Origin of the sequence: Embleya hyalina (genome assembly GCF_003967355.1) — a bacterium.
GTDB lineage: Bacteria > Actinomycetota > Actinomycetes > Streptomycetales > Streptomycetaceae > Embleya > Embleya hyalina.
The window spans coordinates 1-20393 of record NZ_BIFH01000025.1; the positions used below are offsets into that span (position 1 = coordinate 1).

At 71.3% G+C, this 20393-nt stretch carries 20 protein-coding genes and 1 pseudogene; 9 read left to right on the plus strand and 12 right to left on the minus strand.

Features of this window, described 5'->3' with window-relative positions; genetic code table 11:
• The coding region (locus EMA17_RS26390) for a substrate-binding domain-containing protein (protein ID WP_246126906.1) at positions 1 to 1132 on the minus strand (1132 nt) is incomplete at its 3' end.
• Positions 1133 to 1206: 74 nt separating this feature from the next.
• The gene (locus EMA17_RS26395; RefSeq protein WP_281290540.1) at positions 1207 to 3759 is read right to left on the minus strand and encodes a SpoIIE family protein phosphatase; all 2553 of its coding nucleotides are present in this window, start codon (positions 3757 to 3759) and stop codon (positions 1207 to 1209) included.
• Positions 3760 to 4264: 505 nt separating this feature from the next.
• Between EMA17_RS26395 and EMA17_RS26400 the strand changes: the two genes are divergently transcribed.
• Entirely contained in the window at positions 4265 to 5509 is a 1245-nt protein-coding gene (locus tag EMA17_RS26400) for a PP2C family protein-serine/threonine phosphatase (protein WP_246126907.1), read from the plus strand.
• A gap of 231 nt (positions 5510 to 5740) precedes the next feature.
• Here EMA17_RS26400 and EMA17_RS26405 read toward each other — a convergent pair whose 3' ends face one another.
• Positions 5741 to 6508, minus strand: coding sequence for a BPL-N domain-containing protein (locus EMA17_RS26405; protein WP_126639638.1), 768 nt, complete (start codon positions 6506 to 6508; stop codon positions 5741 to 5743).
• A gap of 151 nt (positions 6509 to 6659) precedes the next feature.
• Between EMA17_RS26405 and EMA17_RS26410 the strand changes: the two genes are divergently transcribed.
• Entirely contained in the window at positions 6660 to 7313 is a 654-nt protein-coding gene (locus tag EMA17_RS26410; RefSeq protein ID WP_126639639.1) for a response regulator, read from the plus strand.
• Positions 7310 to 8413: a sensor histidine kinase gene (locus EMA17_RS26415; protein WP_126639640.1), complete on the plus strand. Its 1104-nt coding sequence runs from the start codon at positions 7310 to 7312 to the stop codon at positions 8411 to 8413. Before EMA17_RS26410 ends, EMA17_RS26415 begins: the two co-directional genes overlap by 4 nt.
• A 543-nt stretch (positions 8414 to 8956) precedes the next feature.
• Here EMA17_RS26415 and EMA17_RS26420 read toward each other — a convergent pair.
• Complete coding sequence (locus EMA17_RS26420) at positions 8957 to 9328, minus strand: hypothetical protein (protein ID WP_126639641.1); 372 nt, start codon at positions 9326 to 9328, stop codon at positions 8957 to 8959.
• A 167-nt stretch (positions 9329 to 9495) separates the two neighbouring features.
• On the minus strand, positions 9496 to 9906 hold the full coding sequence (locus EMA17_RS51970) for a thioredoxin family protein (RefSeq protein ID WP_160161566.1): 411 nt from the start codon (positions 9904 to 9906) through the stop codon (positions 9496 to 9498).
• A 194-nt stretch (positions 9907 to 10100) separates the two neighbouring features.
• On the opposite strand from EMA17_RS51970, the gene EMA17_RS53380 reads away from it, so the two are divergent.
• Positions 10101 to 10736, plus strand: a complete 636-nt coding sequence (locus EMA17_RS53380; protein ID WP_246126908.1) for an SDR family oxidoreductase — start codon at positions 10101 to 10103, stop codon at positions 10734 to 10736.
• Here EMA17_RS53380 and EMA17_RS26435 read toward each other — a convergent pair.
• The 6 genes from EMA17_RS26435 to EMA17_RS26460 all read right to left on the minus strand — a co-directional run bounded on the left by EMA17_RS26435 (position 10637) and on the right by EMA17_RS26460 (position 14495).
• Positions 10637 to 11590 (minus strand): DUF4082 domain-containing protein, encoded by a 954-nt coding sequence (locus EMA17_RS26435; protein WP_126639643.1) that lies wholly within the window; start codon positions 11588 to 11590, stop codon positions 10637 to 10639. The two genes, EMA17_RS53380 and EMA17_RS26435, sit on opposite strands and share 100 nt — an antisense overlap.
• An 812-nt stretch (positions 11591 to 12402) precedes the next feature.
• On the minus strand, positions 12403 to 12780 hold the full coding sequence (locus tag EMA17_RS26440) for a nuclear transport factor 2 family protein (RefSeq protein ID WP_126639837.1): 378 nt from the start codon (positions 12778 to 12780) through the stop codon (positions 12403 to 12405).
• A gap of 120 nt (positions 12781 to 12900) precedes the next feature.
• Entirely contained in the window at positions 12901 to 13497 is a 597-nt protein-coding gene (locus EMA17_RS26445) for a GNAT family N-acetyltransferase (RefSeq protein WP_126639644.1), read from the minus strand.
• Between the two features lie 155 nt (positions 13498 to 13652).
• Positions 13653 to 13850 (minus strand): DUF4082 domain-containing protein, encoded by a 198-nt coding sequence (locus EMA17_RS56055; protein ID WP_126639838.1) that lies wholly within the window; start codon positions 13848 to 13850, stop codon positions 13653 to 13655.
• A 70-nt stretch (positions 13851 to 13920) separates the two neighbouring features.
• Positions 13921 to 14262 carry a DUF3140 domain-containing protein gene (locus EMA17_RS26455; RefSeq protein ID WP_126639645.1) on the minus strand — a complete coding sequence of 114 codons (342 nt, stop codon included), beginning with the start codon at positions 14260 to 14262 and terminating at the stop codon, positions 13921 to 13923.
• A complete protein-coding gene (locus tag EMA17_RS26460) occupies positions 14262 to 14495 on the minus strand; it encodes a hypervirulence associated TUDOR domain-containing protein (protein ID WP_126639646.1) in 234 nt (77 codons plus the stop codon). Before EMA17_RS26460 ends, EMA17_RS26455 begins: the two co-directional genes overlap by 1 nt.
• A 329-nt stretch (positions 14496 to 14824) precedes the next feature.
• Between EMA17_RS26460 and EMA17_RS26465 the strand changes: the two genes are divergently transcribed.
• From EMA17_RS26465 to EMA17_RS26485, 5 genes are all read left to right on the plus strand, one after another.
• Entirely contained in the window at positions 14825 to 15124 is a 300-nt protein-coding gene (locus EMA17_RS26465; protein WP_160161567.1) for an SH3 domain-containing protein, read from the plus strand.
• A 374-nt stretch (positions 15125 to 15498) separates the two neighbouring features.
• Positions 15499 to 15849 (plus strand): DUF6314 family protein, encoded by a 351-nt coding sequence (locus tag EMA17_RS55780; protein WP_307721562.1) that lies wholly within the window; start codon positions 15499 to 15501, stop codon positions 15847 to 15849.
• Between the two features lie 172 nt (positions 15850 to 16021).
• Positions 16022 to 17740: a choice-of-anchor P family protein gene (locus EMA17_RS26475; protein ID WP_126639648.1), complete on the plus strand. Its 1719-nt coding sequence runs from the start codon at positions 16022 to 16024 to the stop codon at positions 17738 to 17740.
• A gap of 318 nt (positions 17741 to 18058) precedes the next feature.
• On the plus strand, positions 18059 to 18604 hold the full coding sequence (locus EMA17_RS26480) for an ATP-grasp domain-containing protein (RefSeq protein ID WP_160161568.1): 546 nt from the start codon (positions 18059 to 18061) through the stop codon (positions 18602 to 18604).
• A gap of 625 nt (positions 18605 to 19229) precedes the next feature.
• Positions 19230 to 19970, plus strand: a complete 741-nt coding sequence (locus EMA17_RS26485; RefSeq protein WP_126639650.1) for a class I SAM-dependent methyltransferase — start codon at positions 19230 to 19232, stop codon at positions 19968 to 19970.
• Positions 19971 to 20053: 83 nt separating this feature from the next.
• Here EMA17_RS26485 and EMA17_RS56060 read toward each other — a convergent pair.
• A pseudogene (locus EMA17_RS56060) lies at positions 20054 to 20209 on the minus strand (alpha/beta fold hydrolase); the annotation flags it as partial.
• Between the last annotated feature and the right edge of the window lie 184 nt (positions 20210 to 20393).

Consider the following 20393-nt stretch of genomic DNA (forward strand, 5'->3'; position numbering starts at 1 on the left):
TGGTGAGTCCCGCCTTTTGGCAGGCGGCCCGGAGATCCGGGGTGCAGATCTGCGCGATCGTGTACACGCCGTCCTTGACGAGGGTGCTCTCGATGGTGTCGACGGTCACGGGCGTCAGGGGACCCAGAACGGCGGGTATCGCGTCGCTGGTGTCGTTGCCGACGCGGTCCTTCGCGATGGCGTCGATGGGCGCGCCGCGGCCCAGGGCGAGTGCCATCTCGACGGCGGCCCCGGCTTCGGAGACGAAGGACTTGTAGACCGTGACGTACTGCCGGCCCTCGACGATCCGCTGCACGGCTTCGCGGTTGGCGTCCTGGCCCGTGACGGGGGGCAGCGGCTTGACGCCGGCGGCCTTGAGGGCGGTGAGGACGCCGAAGGCGAGGCCGTCGTTGGCCGAGTAGACGCCGTCGAGACGGTCCGGGCCCACATCGGCGATGGCGGCGGACATGTTGGTGAAGGCGTTCTGCGGTATCCACCCGCCGGTGTAGTACGACTTGACGATCTTCGCCCTGCCCTCGAAGGCGGAGAGCGCACCCCTCTTCAGCGCTGCGGTGTTCGGGTCGGTGGGGTCGCCGTTCATCATCACGATCCGCGGTTCGTGCGTCCCGTGCCCCATCGCCGTGAGCAGTGCCTCGGCCTGGAGCCTGCCGATTTGCTCCGAGTCGTAGCCGGAGTACGCCGAGATGGGACCTTCCGCGAGGCGGTCGTACGAGACCACGGGGATGCCCGCGTCATGCGCCCGTGTGATCGAGGGGCGCAGCGCCTTGTAGTCGACCGGGTCGAGGATCATCGCTCGTACCCCGTTGGCGATCATGGAATCCATCTGCTGCTGCTGGGTGGCCACATCCCCCGAGGCGTTGGCGTATTTGACCACACAGTCGGGGCACAGCTGCCCCACCTTCGCCTGGATCAGGGGCTTGTCGGAGGCGGCCCAGCGCGCGGTGTGGGTGTCGGGAAGCAGCAGGCCGATGGAGAAGCCCTTCGTGTTCGGCTCACCGCCACCGGGTGTCGCGGCGGGTTGCAACGCGCCGCACGCGACCACACCGGCGACGAGGGACGCCACCGCGGCAGCCAGGACGGCACGCCCGACGGCGCCTCCCGCGGGGTCGGGTCGTCGAATCATGGCAGCCATCCGGAGGAACATCAGGACACCTGATCCGACCCTACTCCGCCGCGCTGTGGCAGGCCGTTCGAATCCGTCGCGCCTCACACCCCCTGCGGCGAAAGCAGTACCTCCCCCCATACCTGCTTGCCGCCGCTCAGCGGCACCGAGCCCCATGTCTCCGACATCGCCTCGACCAGCAACAAACCCCGACCCCCCGTCACCTCCCAGTCGACGCTGGCCGGCTTGACGGGTGTACGCGGCGAGGAGTCGCTCACCGCGACCCGGAAACGATCGCCCGCGAGCGTGAGGTCGAGGCGTACCTCGCCCTGCGTGTGCGCGATGGCGTTGGTGACCAGTTCGGAAACGATGAGCAGGATCGCGTCGGTCTCCTCGGTCACCTGCCAGGCACGCATCGTGCGCGCGGTGAAGCGGCGCGCGTGCATGACCGCGTCGGGTAGCCGCCACACCGCCCAGCCGGCGCGCCGCGGACGCGCGGTCAGCCCGTCGTAACGCATGAGCAACAGCGCCACGTCGTCGTCGCGGGCCTCGGCGCCGCGGATCAGCTCGTCGGCCATCCGGTCCACGTCGGACGGATCCGCCGCCGAGAGCGTTTCGCGGACCCGCCGGACACCGTCCTCCAGCAGGAGCTTGGCGGACTCGACCAGACCGTCGGTGAGCAGCGTAAGCACCGACCCCGGGGACAGCGGAGCCATGGTCAGCGGGAACTCCGCGTCCGGGAGCACCCCGAGCGGGGGCCCGCCCTCGGTCTCCACCTCCCGGGTCGTGCCGTCCGGCTCGCGCACGACCGGCAGCATGTGCCCGGCCCGCACGAACCAGGCGTCGCCCTCCTCCGTGTCCAGAGCCACATAGCAGCAGGTGGCGAAGACGTCGGTCTCCATGCCGACCAGCAGGCGGTTCGTGTGCGAGACGACCACGTCGGGCGGGTGGCCTTCGACCGCGTAGGCACGGATCGCGGTGCGAATCTGGCCCATCACCGTGGCGGCTTCGGCGCTGTGCCCCTGCACGTCGCCGATGACCAGCGCGACGAACCGGTCCGACAGCGGAATGACGTCGTACCAGTCGCCACCCACCGCGAGGCCCGCGGTCGCCGGCAGATAGCGCGCGACGGTCACGCAGCCGGGCAGCGACGGGAGCTTGCGGGGCAACAGGCTGCGCTGGAGCATCGCGGCGAGCTCGTGCTCGGCATCGAACGCCCGGGCGCGTACGAGGGCCTGCCCCACCAGACCCGCGGTGGCGGTCAACAGGGAGCGCTCCTCCGTGCCGAACCGATGCGGCTTGTCCCAGCCCAGCAGGCACAGGCCGACCACTCGGTTGCCGTACGGCAACGGCAGTACGGCGAGACCACCACGACCGAGTTCGTCGAGGCCGGGCTCGAGGCCGGTACTGGTCTCCCACAGGCATGTGGTGCCGTCACGGAGCGCGGCCGTCAACGTCGGCAGGGCACCGGTCAGCGTGTCGGGCCGCTCCAGCGGCCACTCGCCGCGCCAGTTCTCCGGCCACGCCGTCGGCTCCGGCGGGTCCAGCACGGTGACCACCAGCCGGCCACCGTGCAGCTGCGACAGCGCCAGCCGGTCCGCCCCCAGCGGCTCCCGAAGCGCGCTCACCAGGCTCCGACCGACATCCCGCACGGCAAGAGCGGTCGCCAGCAGGGCGGACAGCCGCTGCACCATGGAGACCTCATCGGTGCTCGACCGCCGGTGGGAGGCATCGACGAGCACGCCCAGCAGCCTTTCCGGCTGGCCCGAGGAGTCCAGCAGCACCCGACAGCGCAGCCACAACCACCGCAGTTCGCCCGTGGACCGGCGGATGCGATACTCCAACTCCCGACCGCCCGGCATCGCGTGCCCCGGCTCGACGACCGACATGAGTGCGGGCAGATCTTCCGGGACGGTGTGCGCCAACAAAGTCTCCACCCGACCGTCGAAGTCGTCGGGAGCGATACCGACCAGGTCCAGCACGTGCTCGTCCGCCTGGATCCGCCCCGTACTCAGGACCAGGGTGAACGACCCGGCGCGGCCGCCATCCGCAGCCGAGGCGAGTCGCTTCTCCGACCGTCTTCGGCCGACCGCCGCGTTCGCGTCCGCGTCGTGGACGACTCCACCCGCGGCTGCCACGCCCGGGAGGCCGCTCGACAGGTCGGGTCGTACTCGACCGTGCTCGGTCCCGCCGCCCGACGCACCGGCGAGGGCTCCGCCGGATTCGAAGCCTCCGCTCGCCGGGCACCCCGCTTCGACACGCAAGGCGACCTGGCCCGCGTACAGCTCCAAGAGGCCGCGACGCCGGGCGTCGAAGCCGTCACCCGTGCCGTCCACCACGACCAGGCACCCCAGGCGCCTGCCGTCCACGTCGAGGGGCAACGCGCCCAGCGAGGCGCCGGCAGCGGACACGATCGCATCGCCGTCCGAAGCCGCGATCTCGTCCGAGGACAGCCACAGCGGCCGACCCGCGCGGAACGCGTCGGCGATGGGCGACCCCCCGGACAGCGCGTACCACGGCCACAGTCCGTACGCGGCGCCGGAACGCTCTCCGACCGTCTCGGTCAGGCGCAGCCCGTGCGCCTCCTCGTCCACCACGTAGACGGCGACCATCGCCACCCCGGCGGAGGCCAAGACTTGCTCTGTCACAGTCGGCAACGCCCTCTCAGCGGTGGGTCAACGGTGGACTTCCCGGGCCATCACGGCGGATGAAGCCGGGATGGCCTCCTCCAACCTCCTGCCTCATTCCAGTGTGCGTGTAACCCCGCTCCAGGTGCCCTCGGTACAGGGGGGACGACGCGGGAATACCGCAGGCCGAGCGCCCTGGCGGATCCGGTCACGAACCGTCGAACGCCGCGTCCCGCACGCGTACGGTGGAATGGCGAGCGGGCTCGGGGCTTCACCGGACGAAAGGGTGGCCATGAGCACATCGGCAGGCCATCGGAGCCACGGCAGCACCGACGGTCCGACGGGCGAGCAGGCCCTCCCACGGACACAGGCACAGATACAAGGGATGCCGCCCCGCCGTGATCACCCGGACATCGTTTCCGACCCGGGGCCGTTCGATGCTTCCGCGGCGCCTTCCGGTTCGACGGCACCAGGACCCGAACCGACGGGCGACCTACGTTCGACGGACGATCCGGGTTCGGGCGGGGCAACGCCCGTGCACGACGAGCAGCCCCCATCGCCGGTGGATTTCCGAGCGGTGTTCGAGGCGCTGCCGGCCGGGGTGGCGCTGCTCACGCCGGACCTGATCTATGTGGAGGCGAATCCCAGGTACCTGCGCCTGGCGGGACGCCGACGCGAACAAGTCGTCGGCCGGTACATCTTCGAGGCGTTCCCCGACAACCCCCGGCGCAAGGACGCGCTCGGAACACACCGCCTCGCCGCCTCACTGCGCCGGGCGGCCGGCGGGCAGCGCGACACGATGGCCGTACAGCGCTACGACACCCAGCGATCCGACGAGCCCGGCGTGTGGGACGAGCGGTATTGGAGCGTTCTCAACGTCCCCGTCCTCGGCCCCGACGGCCGGGTGCGATGGGTCCTGAACCGCGTCGAGGAAGTCACCGAACTCCTGCGCGCCAAGAACGAATGCCCCGCCGAGCGCGCGAACTTCATGGAGGCGGAACTGTACAACCACGCGCGCGAACTCCAGGACGTCAACGAACGCCTCCGCAGCGCCTACGCACGCGAACGCGAAGTGGCCCTCGTCCTGCAGAGCGCGATGCTGCCCGCGCCGTCACCGTCGCCGCACGCCGGCCCCCACGCCGCGGCGGTACGCTACCGGCCCGCGCAGGGGGCGCTGAACGTCTGCGGCGACTGGTACGACCTGGTGGACCTGCCCGAGGGACGCACCGCCGTCGCGGTCGGCGACGTGGTCGGACACGGCCTCGAGGCCGCAGCCGTCATGGGCCAGCTCCGCAGCGCTCTGACCGCGACCCTGCGCATCGCCGACGGCCCCGCCCAAGCCCTGGAGGCGCTCGGGCTGCACGCACGCTCGATACCCGGTGCCGAAGCCGCGACCGCCGTCGCGGTGATCGTCGACCCCGCACGCCACGACCTCCACTACAGCAGCGCGGGACACCTGCCTCCCGCCCTCCTCGCCCCCGACGGAGGGGTCACCCTCCTCGACCGGGCCACCGACCCCCCGCTCGGCGCCCACCCCGAACACCTCCCCCGCCCCCAAGCGGCGCTCGAATACCACACCGGCGCAACCCTGATCCTGTACACCGACGGCCTGATCGAACGCCGTGACGAAGACATCGACACGTCCGTGGCCCGCCTCGCCCACTCCCTCACCGGCCACCGCACCCTCGACCCCGAACCCCTGGCCGACGCGCTCCTCGCCGACCTCCTCCCTTCCGACGGCGCCACCGACGACACCGCCCTGGTGGTCCTGCCGCTGTAAAGGCCCGTCATCCGATCGGTCGTTCGTGACCCCGGCCGTCCGGCCGTCCGCGGGGTCCTCGGTCTGTGCAGGAGCTCGGAGGCGTCCCGGTGAGGTGAGAGGTGTTCCCCGCGAAGGGCTCGGACCACGGTTACCAACCGTCCGATCATCTGATCGGTCACGGTCGCGGGAGTACCGGACGCCAGGGCCCGCCGATCTCGACCCGGACGGGTCGCACGTATCGCAACGGTCTCACCGTCGTCCGGCGGTTGCTTCGATCAGCTCGTAGGCCAGGTCGAAGCGGATGCCATCGGGGTTGTGGAGTCCCTTCTCCGCGTACCAGGACTCGCCGGCCTCCGGGTGGGGGCCGCTCACGCCGACCCGGCCCTTGCCGTACGGGGCCACGACGACGGCGGCGTCTCCGTTGGGGTAGGTCGCCAGGACGTCGGCCTCGGCGCCCTTGTTCAGGAAGAAGGCGGGCCCGTCCTGGAAGTACATGTGCCGAGGCTTGCCCTTCCACTTCACCCGCACCACGGTGTCGCGCGCGTCGGGGACGGTGGTGCCCGGGGAGTCGATATACCCGTTGGTGTCGCCGGGGAGCAGGCCGAAGCCCGGGTTGGCGCCCGCCAGGTAGGCGCCGAAGCACAGTCCCAGATAGCTGCCGCCCTCCCGGACCCACGTACGGACGACCTCGGCGGAGCTCTTCAGGTCCCGCCAGGTCCGCTCCAGGTCGGAGCCGCCCCCCGGTTGCACGTACAGCTTCGCCTCGGCGAGGTCGGAAGCCTTCGGCGCGGCCTTCACATACTTGACCCGGTAGTGCTGCGGCGCCTCGCGCAGCACCTTGGCTATCGCCGGCGCGCAGTCGGGGCAACCCTGCGGGCCGTCGTAGATCACCGCGAGGGGGCCCTCGGCGGGCTGCCGCACCCCGGCGAACGAGGACGGGGCGCAGCCCACGACCAGCAGGGCGGCGGCCACGAGGACGGAGGCAAAAGGGCGACGAGCGAGGGTTCGGTCGGTCATGGCCCCACCCTCCCGCTCCACTGCCGGTGCCCGGTACCTGCCGATCGGCGGGGACGCCTCCCCCGGTCGGCGGGAATCCTTCGCCCGTGCGACCGACCGGGACATACGAGCCGTAGGGTCGGGATGTGACGATGCAGAGGGGACCATGTACATGATCCGAGCCGTGGTGGTCGACGACGAGGCGCTCGTGCGCTCCGGCTTCCGGCTCATCCTCAACGCCGCCGAGGACATCGAGGTCGTCGCCACCGCCACCGGCGGCGAGGCCATCGCCGTCGTACGGGAGCACGAGCCCGACGTCGTCCTCCTCGATATCCGCATGCCGGACGTGGACGGCCTCACCGTCCTGCGCGAGTTGCGTGCGCTACCCGCCCCGCGGCGGCCCGCCATCGCCATGCTGACGACTTTCGATACCGACGAGTATGTCCTGACCGCCCTCGACGCCGGGGCCGCCGGCTTCCTGCTCAAGGACACCGATCCCGACCTGCTCGCGCAGGCGGTGCGGACACTCGCCGGGGGCGGCGTGGTGATGTCGCCGAAGGCGACCCGTTCCCTGCTCGGCAGCCACCCCGGCACGGCGGAAGCCGACGAGGGGACCGCCCGGGTCGGGCGGCTCTCCGAGCGGGAACGGGACGTGCTCGTGCTGGTCGCCGAGGGGCTCTCGAACGCCGAGATCGGGGACCGGCTCCATCTGGGCGGCGGGACGGTCAAGGACCACGTCAGCGCGATCCTCACCAAGCTGCGGGTCGGCGGCCGCGTCCAGGCGGCGCTGCTCGCGCAGCGGGCGGGGCTGCTGGAGCGGCGATGAACAGGATCCCCGTCCCGCTCGTCGACGCCGGCCTGGTCGTCCTCGCCGGGTTCGACCTCTGGCTCAACCTGGAGGACGACACCCCGTTCGGACTCGTCCTCGGCGCTCTCACCTGCGCGGCGCTGCCCCTGCGCCGCCGCTTCCCCCTATCCGTCTTCCTGCTCTGCCTTCCCGGCTCCCTCGTCCAGGACGTCCTCGTCGCGCCGGTCGCCGCGCTTTACACCCTCTCCGCACGCACCCGCGACCGGCGGCTGCTCGCCCTGTACATGACCCTCTTTGCGCTCGCCACCGCCGCCCCCTGGCCGCTGACGGACTTCGCGGGCGAGGAGCACACCTGGACGCTGGTCACCTTCGTCTACACGTTCGCGTTGGCCTCCGCCCCCGTGCTGCTGGGCCGGCTCCTCCAGACCCGGCAGGACCTGCGGCTGCAGCTGACCGAGACCGAGGCGGCCAGGGAGCACGAGCGGGAACTGCACGCGCAGGGCGTCCTCGCCCGCGAACGAGCCCAGCTGGCCCGGGAGATGCACGACGTCGTCTCGCACCAGGTGAGCCTCATCGCCGTACAGGCGGGAGCGCTCCAGGTCGCCACCGCCGGCGACGAGGTCCACGAGGCAGCCCGTACGATCCGCACGCTCAGCGTCGAAACCCTCGATGAGCTCCGCACCATGGTCACCCTGCTCCGCGCCTCCAGCGGCGACACCACGGAGCTTGCCCCGCAGCCCACCCTCGCCGACCTCCGCCGCCTCGTCCACGGCAGCGGCTTGGACGTCGGGCTGACCGGCGAACTCCCGGCCGTGGATGTTGTCCCCGCCCCGGCCCAGCGCGCCCTCTACCGGACCGTCCAGGAGGCGTTGACCAATGTGCGCAAGCACGCCCCCGGCGCCGCCGCGAGGGTCGAGCTCTGGCACGACGGCCCGGCATACGGTGTCACCGTCACCAACGACCCCCCGGCCCGCCCCGCCCTCGCGCTGCCCGGCGCGCACCAGGGCCTCATCGGCCTCCGCGAGCGCGCCGAACTGCTGGGCGGCAGTCTGGAGTCGGGACCATCCGGAGACGGCGGCTGGCAGGTCCGGCTACGCCTCCCGGACCGCCGCAGCTGACCATGTCCTTGGCATCGGGTGCACGGCTCCCCCTCCGTCCGGGTCTGGTGTGTGCGTCTTCTCCTTCCGGCCCGCTTTCCACGGGCCGACCGGTGAGCCGAGCGACCCGGCATCTCACGCCCATCGCCCGCCGGACGTGGTGTCGTGGAGCCGCGCATACGCCGGTCGGGAGGTTCCAGTGAGTTCGTCGGGATCGATCGGGTGGGACCGGAGGCGTGCGTGCTCGGGCGCGGCGGCACGCGGCGCCGCGGCTTGGCGGGTGGTTCCCGGTGGGATTTCGAAGACGACCCAGGAGCGGGGCGAACTCGCGGCCCGGCCGGGCCCGGCGCGGCTCGCCGGTGGGTCGCCACGAGAACCGTCCGTCCCACGACGTTTCGTGAGCGTCGCGCAAGCGCGTTGAAGCCGAACGGCTCGATGGAGCACGGAACTCTTCGAAGCCGGGCAGTGGCTCGACCTCGGCGTGAGTCCGGTCCGGGTAGGGCGGACAGCCGTGCTTGGCCGCCCTCGGCCCGGGAACGCCGCCCGCTCGCACGGCGGTTCGCGTCAGCGGAGGTCGAGGGGGATCGCCTTGTCCACCTCCGGCTTCAGGCACGCGTTTGCGCTGCACGCGCCGTAGGTGACGACCACCTCGGCACGGTGGCCGCCCGTTCGGCGCACCGGCAGGGTGAACATGACCGGACCGTCCGGGTAGACCGGAAGTTCGGTGGCGAGACCCGTCAGCCTCAGGAGCCGCGTCGAACTCCCGGTCGCGGGCGTGCCGTCGGCGGCGAGGTCGCCGCGGACTCCGATGCGGGTGGGGATGCCCAGACCGTCGACTCCTCCCTCGGGGAGATCGACGCCGTAGATGTGGAAGCCCGGTTGGGGGGCGAACGTCACCTCGAGTTCGCGTCGGCCGTCGTGTGGCAATCGAAGCACTGCGGTGACGGTGACCCCGCTCGCGGTGACACTTGCCGTGGGCGGGGCAGGGGCGGAGGCGGTTTCCCGCGTCGATCCGCATCCGCCGAGCGCCACGACCGTCGCCGCCACCCACGCCCATGAGCATGACCACGCCGGGGCGGACCGCCGCCGGCGCCGGTGGGTTCTCATTTCCGCCCCGCGTCGCCCGGCGCCCAGCGGGTCAGGAATTCGGCGACCTGTCCCGGGTCGAGATCGCGGGCGTTGGCCAACGACCCGTCGTTGGTGGCGGTGCGTACGCTGCCGTCGGGCGCGAGTACGGCCAACGCGGGGATTCCGCTTGTCGTGAGGTCGATGTAGCGGGCGGCGACATCGAGATTGTGGTCGAACTCGCCGACGTCGACGCGGACGACGACGTAGTTCCTCGCCAGGAGCGGTGCCACCTGTGGGGATCGAAACAGGTGGTGCAGGACCCGACAGTCCGGACACCAGTTGGCACCGAAGTCGATCAGCACAGCGCGATCACTTTGTGCGGCGGTCGCGAGGGCGGTACTGATGTCGGCGTCCGCGTCGCGCGTGGAGTCGAACCGGTCCGACACCGCCGAGGTCCCGGGAGAGGTACCGTTGCCGGCCTCGCCGACGGGGCCTTTGGATGCCGTCGGAGCCGACGTGGACGGGGGCGCCGTTCGGGGAATGGAGGCTCTGGCGTCGTCCTCGGCCCATGGGACGCCGGCGGAGTCGTTCGCGCCGCACCCCGCGATCGCGAACACCGCCGCCAGGACGGCTGTCAGGCATGGACGTACGCCGCGCACGTTTCCCCCTCGCTGAGAATGGTCGCCGGAAACTACCAGTAGCACGACTGGAGTTCGTGCCTGGGGCCGGTGGTGGACGGGGGTGGGAATGCCGAACGTCGGGCTCTGGTGGCCTTTCTCCCTTTCGTCGGCGCGCCGCGCGTCACACGAGCTCGGAAGTCCGTCCGATCACCGTCGACAGCGTCCTGCCGGGACCGACCGACACCGACGGCTTCGCGGCCGCCGGCGCACCGACCGAGGCACTCGTCGCCCGCACCCCACTGGGCCGACTGGGCCGACCCGAGGACATCGCCGACGTCGTGGCCTTCCTCGCGTCCCCCGGCGGCCGGCGAGGTCGCCGAGGCGATGCGCACGCTCGGGTGGCGACGCTGATCGGCGGCTCGCCGTCCGGGCCCGTCGCGGGGCCGGACGGCGGCCACTCGGGTGGCGTCGGCGTGGATCGCGGCGCGCCGATCGCCCGTCACCTACGACCGGCGGGACGCGGGTACATGCGCGAACGGGACGGTGCGGGGCCGCTTCAGAGGCGGGACTCGCTGCCGACCGTCGTGACGCTCCACCTCACCTCGGACAGCAGGGCGCCGTCGAGGGTTTTCACACCGACCACATCGACGGTGTAGGACTTGGCGCGCTCCAGCGCGTAGTCGAGAACAAAGGTGGAGACGCCGGTCGTGGGGTCGTAGGTCGTGGTGCCGCGGTAGTTGTCGGTCTCGCCCCGGTAGACCCCCCAATGGATGGTGCCGGGCTGCACCTCTCGGTCGAAGGTGATGGTGAACACGGTGTCGACCGGCACCTCCCGATCGCCCTTCGGGAAGAAGTCGAGGACCTTCGGCGCGGGGCCGCGGGTGTCGGTGGTGCCGAAAACCGGTTCGACCCAGTAATTGCTGTCGTTCCAGGTGGAGTTCGGGAACCCGCTCCCGTAGACATAGACGCCGTTGCCGCCGACCGCCTCGCTCGCGGGCGCGGTCAGCGGGCCGCGGACGCGGGCGGCGGTCAGGCCGTTCTGGTCGTTGCTGTACCTGCCGTTGGGCGCGTGGTACGAGGCCACGTACGTGGTGCCGGCGGTGACCGCGACGGGCTGGGCGAAGTTCACCTGCTGCCAGCCCGACTCGGACTCGCTGATGAAGGTGGCCGTGGCCAGTTGTACGCCGGCCTCGGACCACAGGGTGCCGGTGTGCGTGCCGGTGTTGGCGACGTCCTTCCAAAAGCGGACGCCGAGGATGTAACCGGCCCGGTCCGCTTGGAACTTGACACCGAGTTCGGTGGCGGCGGTGTCCGGATCCGGCCCGAACGTGGGCCCGATGGTCGACGGCCACAATGTGCACGGGCAGGCGGCCGGGTCGCCGATGGCACCGGTGTCGCCGGAATCCGCGGCCGCGCGGGACGTCCCCGGCGCGGCCACGACTAACGCGAGCAGCAGCGCCAGGATTGTCGGGAGGGTCGCTCGGTGGTGCCTTGGCCAAGGTATGTTCATGAGTATTCCCTACTCGAACATCGTTTCCCGGGACGGTCGTCCCGGGGCCGAGCCATGGGAAAGTCTGGCGTACGTCCCGACCCGTTGTCCCGGGTTCGTCCCCTCGGGAAGCGGGTCGCGGGGTTCCGCGGCACACACCACGCAGCCGACGGCCGCCGCACCGCGCGATGACCGCCTCGACCGATCCGGGGGTCGCGGGTGGCGGGTCACGAAGTGGTGCTCACATCACCGACGTTCCGGCCGGTTCAGCGCCCGGGATCCAGTGCCGAACCACGCTGGCGACGTCCGAACCGTTCGGACGTGATCCCTGCGACGGTCACGGCGGAGGTCGGTGTGACCGTCGATGCCCGGCGCCCGTCGCCGTGGAGTGTCCGCGCGCCCGGGGCCGCTTTCCGCCACCGAGCGGAGCCGCAATGCACGCCCGACGAGGGGCAGCGTCACGTACGTCATCAGCGTGCCGAACACCACGGCGACGACCGCGTCACGAGCGCGGCCTTCCACCGCGGGCCGCCGCCCGCCGCCACGTCCCCGGGGCGCGCGGCACCGTTCCGCGTGTGCACCGTGTCGTCGGCCGCCGGTGACGGGGCAGCCGTCACGCACCGCCCGGCGCCTCAACGGCGAATGGCTCATGGTGCGCAACCACGCGGACCTGCTGGCCCGATCGGACCGCACGGGGGCTGGGCGCGACCCGGGGCACGGCGCGGGATCAAGACGTCGTGGTCACCCCAGGCGGCAGCGTGTCGTTTGGTGTGGGTCTTCACCGCCGACTCGGAGCAGGCCCCCTGCGGGCCGTCAGCGTCCGATATTCCCGATCACAGACCGCTGCCGGGCGGGATGGGCGTTGCCTGGTGGTAGTACATCCGCCATACCCCGGCTGCGCCCTGCTTGCGCCAGAGCGAGCTCCGTCGTGCCCGGCTTCCATCGAACGTGGTGTCGTAGGTGAGATGCACGAGTCCAGGGGCCAGTAGCGCGCCGACGAAGTTCGAGGGTTCGTAGCGCGGACCGCGTTCCGCCGCCCCGTTCATCCGGGGCAACTCGGCAAGCATCTCTTCGTACGTCCATCGCCGTCCGGAAGCGCCGACCTCGACGAAGTCCGGGTCCAGCAGCGGCAGGGCAAGCGAGCGGGACGCCCGCACGTCGGGGTCCATCAGACGCAGTTCCGCGGCGATCGCTTCGCCCACCTCATCCATCTTTTCGCTCACGCAGGCATTCTCGCTCGCGTGGCCACCTACTCCGCAACCGGGATCAGCCGCCGGGCATCGCTCGGCAGCCGGGTTTGCGGACCTCGCCACCACCGCGCTGTACCTCGCCTACCGGCGCGGCTCGGTCCCGGTGGTCCGGACACTCGACCTCGCCCACGCCGGTCCCGTCGTCGGTGCGAGCATTCGAAGATCTCTTCGCATGAGGACGCAGATCGTCTCGTAGCGACGGGTCGACCCGTCGGGGCCCTCCTCGTCCCACGCGTCGGGTGCGCGGCCGTAGGCGGCGTAGCCCAGGCGTTCGTACAGGGCGCGGGCGCGGGGATTGTCCTCCTCCACCGCGAGTTCGACGATGTGCAGGCCTCGTTCGCTGATCCTGCGTTCGGCGGCGCGGACGAGCAGGGTTCCCAGACCGCAGGAACGAAGGGCCGGGTGCACGGCGAGCTGCCACAGGGTTCCGGCGTCTCGGCGGGTCCGGTAGTCGATGCCGCCGATCGCGACGGGCAGGTCCACCGGGGTGCACACGGCCAGGTAGTCGACTTCGCCGATCGCCCTACGCGCCAACGCTCGTTCCACGTGCCGCAGGTGGGTGGCCGAGCCCGACCAGGTGCAGGCGGGCAGGTCCCGGGGCAGGAGGTCGCGCACCCGCACGGGCACGACGACGGCGGCATCGGTGGAGTCGTGGGCGGTGGTCACGGTCGTCAGCATCCCGACTTCGGTGACCGCACGGCAATGCATTTCGTCCACCCCCATCCGCAAGCCCTCCCGACGTGGCGCTCCGCGGCCGGCAAACCGCTCGCCGCCGCCGGGACGCCCGGGTCGAAAGGCGGTCGTCACCCCGCACAGTCGAGCCGCAGCCGACGTCATGCCGCGCCTACGCTGGTCGGCGTGCGAGGGCGCGCAGCAATCGTGGATGGAGGAGGGTTGCACCTCCCGGTCGAAGGTGGCGGTGATTCGGCGGTGACCGGGACGGGCTGGGCGAAGTTCGCCTGTTGCCGGCCGGATTCGGGCCCGTCGGTGAACGTGGCGGTGGCCGGTCGTTCGTCGGACAGGGACCACAGGGTTCCGGTGTTGCCCGAACCGGCCGCGGATCGCGGTGCCGCAGCCGGGGTCGCAACGTTTCACCCCGCGTCACTTCTCGGGGTCGTGGCCCCAGTTCATCAGCGAGTATCGCCAGGTGGTCGCGGTGGTGCCGCCGGTGGGGCGTTGGGCCAGGTGTCTGTGGACGTAGCCGGTGACCTTGCGCATGTGTCCGAGGTCGCCGGCGTCGAGTTCGGATTTCTTGGCGCGCAGCAGGGCCACGATGCGGCGACCGGACGCGTGCCCGGTGCTCTCTCCGCCGTTCGTGTGTTGCCCGGCTCGGCGGGACTCGTCGGTGGTGAGCCAATGCTCCAACTCCGACGCGGTCATGTTGACCGCGTCGTGGAAGTCTCGCAGGGTGTCCTCGCGGTCGCTGTCCGATCGTTCGGCCATCAGTTCTTTCCTTTGCGCTTCGCCCGCCTCAGGGCCTGGGGCTTGTGGACGGCCGTGCCACCGGACTTCTCGCTTTCGACCTCGTACTGCGGCTGCTGCGGCGAGGCGTCAACCGTTCGCCCGGCCGCGCGTGTCCGTCGGGTGAGCTTGCGTTTGACGATGCCGATGGCGGTACTTCCGTGACTGCGCCAACTCACCCGATCACCCTTCGCGATTTTCGCGTGCCGCGCCATGGCGTCCTTCTTTCTCGTGACTCCCTCTCCTCTACCCATTCAGGGAGTTTTACGGATCTATCGCCATACCTCCCTATATCGTCGTGGTCACATGGGCGACGCGGACCGGTCGATCGCCACCGGGTGTCCGCGACCGCGCGCGTGATCCGGATAGCTGGTCGTGGGGTGGGCCGTTAGCGTGATCCGCCGACCGTGATCACGCGGTGGCCGATGTGTCGCCGACCCAGCGTGTCCGCGCCATGTGCGGGCAGGAACGGGGATTGATGAGATCCGTTACGTCAGAACGCGGTTTCCGGTGGCAGTCCGCGAAGCTGCGACGGCGAGTAGGTGTGGCGGTCGCGTCCGGGGTGCTTCTGACCGGCGGCGCGGTGGCGGTGGCTCCCGGGGCGTCGGCCGCATCGCACCCGTCGTGCGACACCGACTTCCGGGACCAAACGGCGAAGATTTCCGGCAGCAATGTTCGCCTGCGTGCCAAGCCGAACACCAACTCCACGGTGTACCGACTGCTGCAGAAGGGCGCCACCGTCACGGTGTACTGCCAGAAGAACGCCGGCGAGGCGAACTGGTGGTACTACGTGAAGCACAACGCCAGTGGGGTCAAGGGCTGGGTGTGGTGGGCCTACGTATAGGTCCCGAAGCACGTCCACGCGACCGTCCGCCGACGGATACGCCGGGCGAATCGGAAGGACCCGCGGGCAACGCCCGCGGGTCCTTCGCGTGTCGTCATGTACAAGTGGTCGTCGATCGTGGCGACCGCGGGCCGCCGGGGTTTCACGGTTGCGTCGGGAGGGCCGGTTTCGGGGGGCACCGGTCGGGGCGACGCCGGGCGCCGGACCGTTCCCCGGGCCAACCGGCAGACGGTCGTGGCGAGTCGGGGCGTCGGTCGTAGGCGTTGGTCGGGCGGAGGCTCGAATGGGACATCGGCCGCCACTGCCCCGTCCACGGCGACGCGTTGTGCGAGTGCGGGCCAGGGCGCAGCCGGATTCCGGACGACCCGCGGCTCGTGCCGCGCGCCGACGGCGGGCCGTTCCACGACCTCGACCTGCGTACCGGCCGCTGGAATACCCGCCACCCCTGCGCGGCGGACTTCTACGACCAGGAGTTCACCGTCGTGTCCCAGGACGAATGGCACCTGCGGTGGCGGGTCTCGGGCCCGGCGAAGACGCAATTGCCGACCTCCGTCCACCGACGGATCCCCCCGGTCGGCCGGGACGCCGGGACGAAGTCGCCCCGGCGGTGCCGCTATCGGGTGAGTACGGTTCGCGGACGGACACGATCACCACGCTGCTCCCGGCGCGCCGCAGGCGGGTACGGCGGCGCTGTGTGCGCCGGCGCGCGCCGACCTCACCTGTAGGTGTGGTTTGGCCGCCGATCGGCCGTGTGTTCGGGGTTGTGGGTGCTCTGCTGTTCGAGGCGATGCGCCGGACGGCTCGTGGTGTCCACGAGGGTTCCGGCCTCGCCGTCCGCGGCCTGCCTCGCACGGTGGGACGTGGGGCCGGGCACCTTACGACGTAGGGGGTTTCGTCATGTTCACGATGAGAAGGCGGCGCACCGGACGCTTCACCGGCGTCGGTATATCCATCGCGGTGGCGGTCGCGGGTCTGACCGCACCGTCGGCCGTCGGCACCGCGCAGGCCGCACCCGGGACACCGGGTGTACCGCAGGCACCCGCGGCGATCTTCGCCGAGGGCTTCGAGAACGGCCAGGGTGCGACGCCGACCCTGCTCACGAACTACACCGGCGGTCCGCCGGTGGGCGAGACGTACACCGCCGATCCGGCCTGGTTGACCGCGTGCAACGGCTGGGTCACGTCGCCGGCCGCGTCGACCACGCCGCCCGTCGGCAGCGGATGTGTCCCGGGCGATTGGGCCCAGGTCAAGAACCTCGCGGGCGTACTCGGTCAGTGGTCGGGCGGTTCCTCGACCACGAACCACGCCGTGACGGCGTACACCGCGGGCAATCCCGGTGCCGGCAAGGTGCAGTTGGAGACGGTGACGCCGATTCCGTTGCCCGCCGGTCGGCGCTTCATCGCGTTCTCGGTCGACATCGCCGAGGTCAACTGCTTCGCCAACCATTCCGAGTTCAGCTTCTACCTGCTCGACGGCAACGTGGCCACGCCCGCGTTCACGCGCCCGATCGAGGCGTGCGTGGATGCCACGACGACGATCGGCGGTGCCAAGGTCGGCACCTTCGTCAGCAACGGCGCCGTGCTGTTCTCCGGCGACCGGGCCGGCATCCGGTTGGTGAACGAGCAGCCGAGCGGCACCGGCAACGACGTGGCCTTCGACAACGTCAGGCTCGTCGACGCGAGCCCGCAGGTCGACATCGGCTTCGCGCCGACGCCGGTGCTCACCGGTGGCACCTCGACCCTGACCTTCACGATCACGAACACGAACGAGCTGGGCGCCAAGCCCGGTTGGTCGTTCTCCGACACGCTGCCGGCCGGGCTCAAGGCGACCGGGGTGACCACCACGACGTGCGATGCCGGTTCGGTCGTCGCGCCGGCGGGCGGGGGCACGGTCGACGTGTCCGGCAACCTGATCGCGGGTCAGGGGTCCTGCACGGCACAGGTCCAGGTGACCTCGGCGGCGCGCGGGACGTACACGAACTGCGCGGCCGGTTTCACGAACGTCGTCGGGGTGAGCCTGCCCGGGTGCGCGAGCGTCGTGTTCGACACGATGCGATTCGACGCGCACGCGTACGGAGCCGCGCTGAAGTCGCCGCTCGGAAACATCGGCCCGATCGCCGCGTCCGACGTGACGTGCTCGAACGTCGCGGCGGTCGACACCGACAACGTCGCGACGGTATCGCTCGGCACCGTCGGCAACGCGGGCGTGGTCACCACCCACGCGGAGGGCACGATCGACGCGAATGGCCTGCAACGGGCGAACGCGCGCGCCGAGACGGCCGGGGTGAACCTGCTCGGCGGACTCGTCACCGCGGATGTCGTCGAGGCGGTAGCCACCGTGCAGGGTGACGCCAACGGCGGTGCCACACCGAGCGGTTCGGTCACGTTGGCCAATCTGAGGGTGGCCGGGGTGCCGGTGGTGAACCCGAACGTCAATGTGGACATCACGATCCCGCTGGTGGCGACGGTGCGCGTGAACGAGCGGGTGGTCGACCCCGGTGGTCGGGGAATCACGGTCAACGCGCTGCGGATCACCCTGCTGTCCGGCGTGAGCGTCGTGGTTTCGCACGCACGGGTGGCGCTGACCCTGCCGGGAGCCACGTGCCCGACCGTGTGACCTAGAGGCGACGAGACCGGACGCGGCGGCCGTGAACGACCGCCGCGTCCGCGTATGTCGACGTCGGCGGACGCGCCGGCGTGCGCGACGTTGGCGTCGACGAGGAGGAGTTGCCGGTTCCCGTTGCACTTCGACGATCGATTCGGCGCTCCGGCCGGTGGGGGCGCGTCCGCCGGCCACCGGGTGGCCCGAGGTCACAACGGCGGTCGTTCGTCCGGGTTTTGCTCGCGCCCGCGTGGGCGGCGCGTGCGGCGGCGCGCACCCGTGTGGTGATCCGTGTGCGCTTCGTGCGCCCTACCGGAGTCGTCGAGTCGTCGTGTGGACGCCTGCCTCTCGCAGTGGCAGGACGTCGTGGTCGAGCCGCCCCACGGCCACGCGTCGGTCGACATTCTGCGCCTGCGAGCGGCAGGCCCCGACAGCCCGCACCCCGGCGCGCTCGGCACCCGAACGGGCATTCTCGTCGGCCACCTGCTGCAATGCCACCAGGCGCTGTGTGTACAGCGCCACATCGCCGACCCCGGCCGCGATCTGCGGATCGTGGTGATCGGATCGCGGGTCGTGGCCTGCTACCACCACGTGAACACCGCGCCCGACGGCAACACCCGTCACCCGCTCCATCCACACGGCTGGGCGGCAGCCGAACTCCTCCCCCGGGCAGAAGAGTCGGCGCTCCGGGCGACCGGGGTCCCCGGTCTCGACGTCGCGTCCCCGGATCTGCTCGAAGGTCCGGACGGTCCTGTGATCACCGAGGTGAACCCCAGCTTCTCGGCATGGAGTTCCATCGAACGCACCGAACACGACCGTTCGCCGCACGGGATCACCCACGCATGTGCAGACCCACTGTGTGAGCCGCTGGGCGGTTGACGGTGTCGGCGGCTTCCGGCCGAGCACCCACGCGTGCGCGGGTCCACATCCGTGCCCCCACCCGAACCTGCGCCTTCGAGGGCACGACGACGGCCGGCGTCACGAGGCGCCACCCGGCCCGGCGACAGACACCCGTCCTCGGCACCCCGGCCCACGAAGGTCAGGAGAACGGCACCATGTCCGCAACGACGCCCCGCCCCCTGCGCCGCGTGCTCACCGTGGTCGAACCCCTGCGCGAGGAGATCGAGGCGGCCCGCGACCACCGCGGCCATGTGGTGCGTCTCGATCTGCTGCCCCATCCCGACGGGGGGCTGCGCGTGCCGGGGACGAACGCGAACCGTCCCGGCGGATTCATGACCCCGGACCGAGGCCGAGGCCGAGCCGCCTGGCGCGCCCTGCCGACCCGCCACGGCGTCGACCTGCCTCCACCGCTGCCCACGGACGCCCCCACCCGGCCCGGTACTCGGTTGACCGATCTCGTCCGGCGCCACACCGGGATCCGACCGCGGACCATCGCCCTCCCGTGCCTGCGGGGAGCCAATCGCAACGAACGTGTGGTTTGGGTCGGTGCGCGTGCCGGTACGGAGGCTGTACGCACTGCCACGAACACGGGAGAGATCTGCCGATGGGCACTTCGGAAGGCTACATGCGCGCGTGGGAAGGGTTCTGGGCCGAGAACACCGGCGAGCCGGGTGCGGCGTTCTGGGACGCGGACGCGGCGCTGACGGCGGCTCCGCACACCGAGTTGCTCGCGGCCCACGTCGATCCGACGCTGCCGATCGTCGACCTCGGCTGCGGCAACGGCACCCAAACCCGGTACCTGGCCGGGCGGTTCCCTCGTGCGGTGGGCGTGGACCTGTCCCCCTCGGCCGTGGCACACGCCCGGCGCGCGGACCACGACGCGGTGGCCGAGTTCGAACAACTGGATCTCACCGACCTGGCACGGGTGCGGGGGCTCGGCGACCGGCTCGGCGAGGCGAACGTCTACCTGCGGGCCGTGCTCCACCAGAGCGATCCGGTCGATCGGGCACCCGTCGCGGCCGCCGTCGCCCTGCTGCTCGGTAGACGCGGACGGGGCTTCGTGATCGAGCCGACCGCCGCCGCGAAGGAGGTGCTCCGGCAGGTCGCCGAACGGCCCGGTGGGACACCGGAGAAGCTGCGCCAGGTCCGCAAGCACAACCTGCGCCCGGCCGAGGTCGCGCCGGGGGAATTGCCCGACCTGCTGCACGGCGCCGGACTGGAGATCCTCGACCGGGGCCGGACCGACCTCGTGATGAGCGAGCGCCATCCGGACCTCAGCCCCGTCCTGCTTCCCGCCGACTGGTTCGTGGTCGCCGTGACCGAGGACGGCCGACCGGTCGGCTGAACGAGAGCCGGCGGCCTCCACCGGGCCGATGCCCACGCTGACGCACAGTGCGTCGACCCGGTCGCCCACGGCGCCGCGGCGGCCAGTGCGTGGGGTCCGCCGCCCGAGACGCCCATGACCGCGAATCGGCCGATGCCGCACGCGTCGGCGACCTGCTCCGTCCATCGGGCGGCGTCGCCCACCGTGCGCCCCGGTCGCCCGTCGGAGCGGACGCACCCCGGGCGGTCGAAGGTCACCACCCGTACGTACGCCCGCGCGGTTCAGCCCCTGCCATCCGCCGGGAACGGCAGCGCTGCTGCTCGGCGTTCCGTGGTGGTGGATGGCCGTCGGCCCCGAACGCGGACCCCGTTCCCGGATCGGCGGCGTGCCGCCACGACCGATGTCGATGCGGCGTTCGCGGCACTGCGGCACGGGGTGGGCAGT

Coding starts and splice junctions, on each gene's coding strand:
- EMA17_RS26405 (WP_126639638.1), bottom strand. CDS start 6,508: ATGACCGACCGAACCCTCGCTCGTCGCCCTTTTGCCTCCGTCCTCGTG.
- EMA17_RS26410 (WP_126639639.1), top strand. CDS start 6,660: ATGATCCGAGCCGTGGTGGTCGACGACGAGGCGCTCGTGCGCTCCGGC.
- EMA17_RS26415 (WP_126639640.1), top strand. CDS start 7,310: ATGAACAGGATCCCCGTCCCGCTCGTCGACGCCGGCCTGGTCGTCCTC.
- EMA17_RS53380 (WP_246126908.1), top strand. CDS start 10,101: ATGGACGTACGCCGCGCACGTTTCCCCCTCGCTGAGAATGGTCGCCGG.
- EMA17_RS26435 (WP_126639643.1), bottom strand. CDS start 11,590: ATGAACATACCTTGGCCAAGGCACCACCGAGCGACCCTCCCGACAATC.
- EMA17_RS26440 (WP_126639837.1), bottom strand. CDS start 12,780: ATGGATGAGGTGGGCGAAGCGATCGCCGCGGAACTGCGTCTGATGGAC.
- EMA17_RS26445 (WP_126639644.1), bottom strand. CDS start 13,497: ATGCTGACGACCGTGACCACCGCCCACGACTCCACCGATGCCGCCGTC.
- EMA17_RS26455 (WP_126639645.1), bottom strand. CDS start 14,262: ATGGCCGAACGATCGGACAGCGACCGCGAGGACACCCTGCGAGACTTC.
- EMA17_RS26460 (WP_126639646.1), bottom strand. CDS start 14,495: ATGGCGCGGCACGCGAAAATCGCGAAGGGTGATCGGGTGAGTTGGCGC.
- EMA17_RS26475 (WP_126639648.1), top strand. CDS start 16,022: ATGTTCACGATGAGAAGGCGGCGCACCGGACGCTTCACCGGCGTCGGT.
- EMA17_RS26485 (WP_126639650.1), top strand. CDS start 19,230: ATGGGCACTTCGGAAGGCTACATGCGCGCGTGGGAAGGGTTCTGGGCC.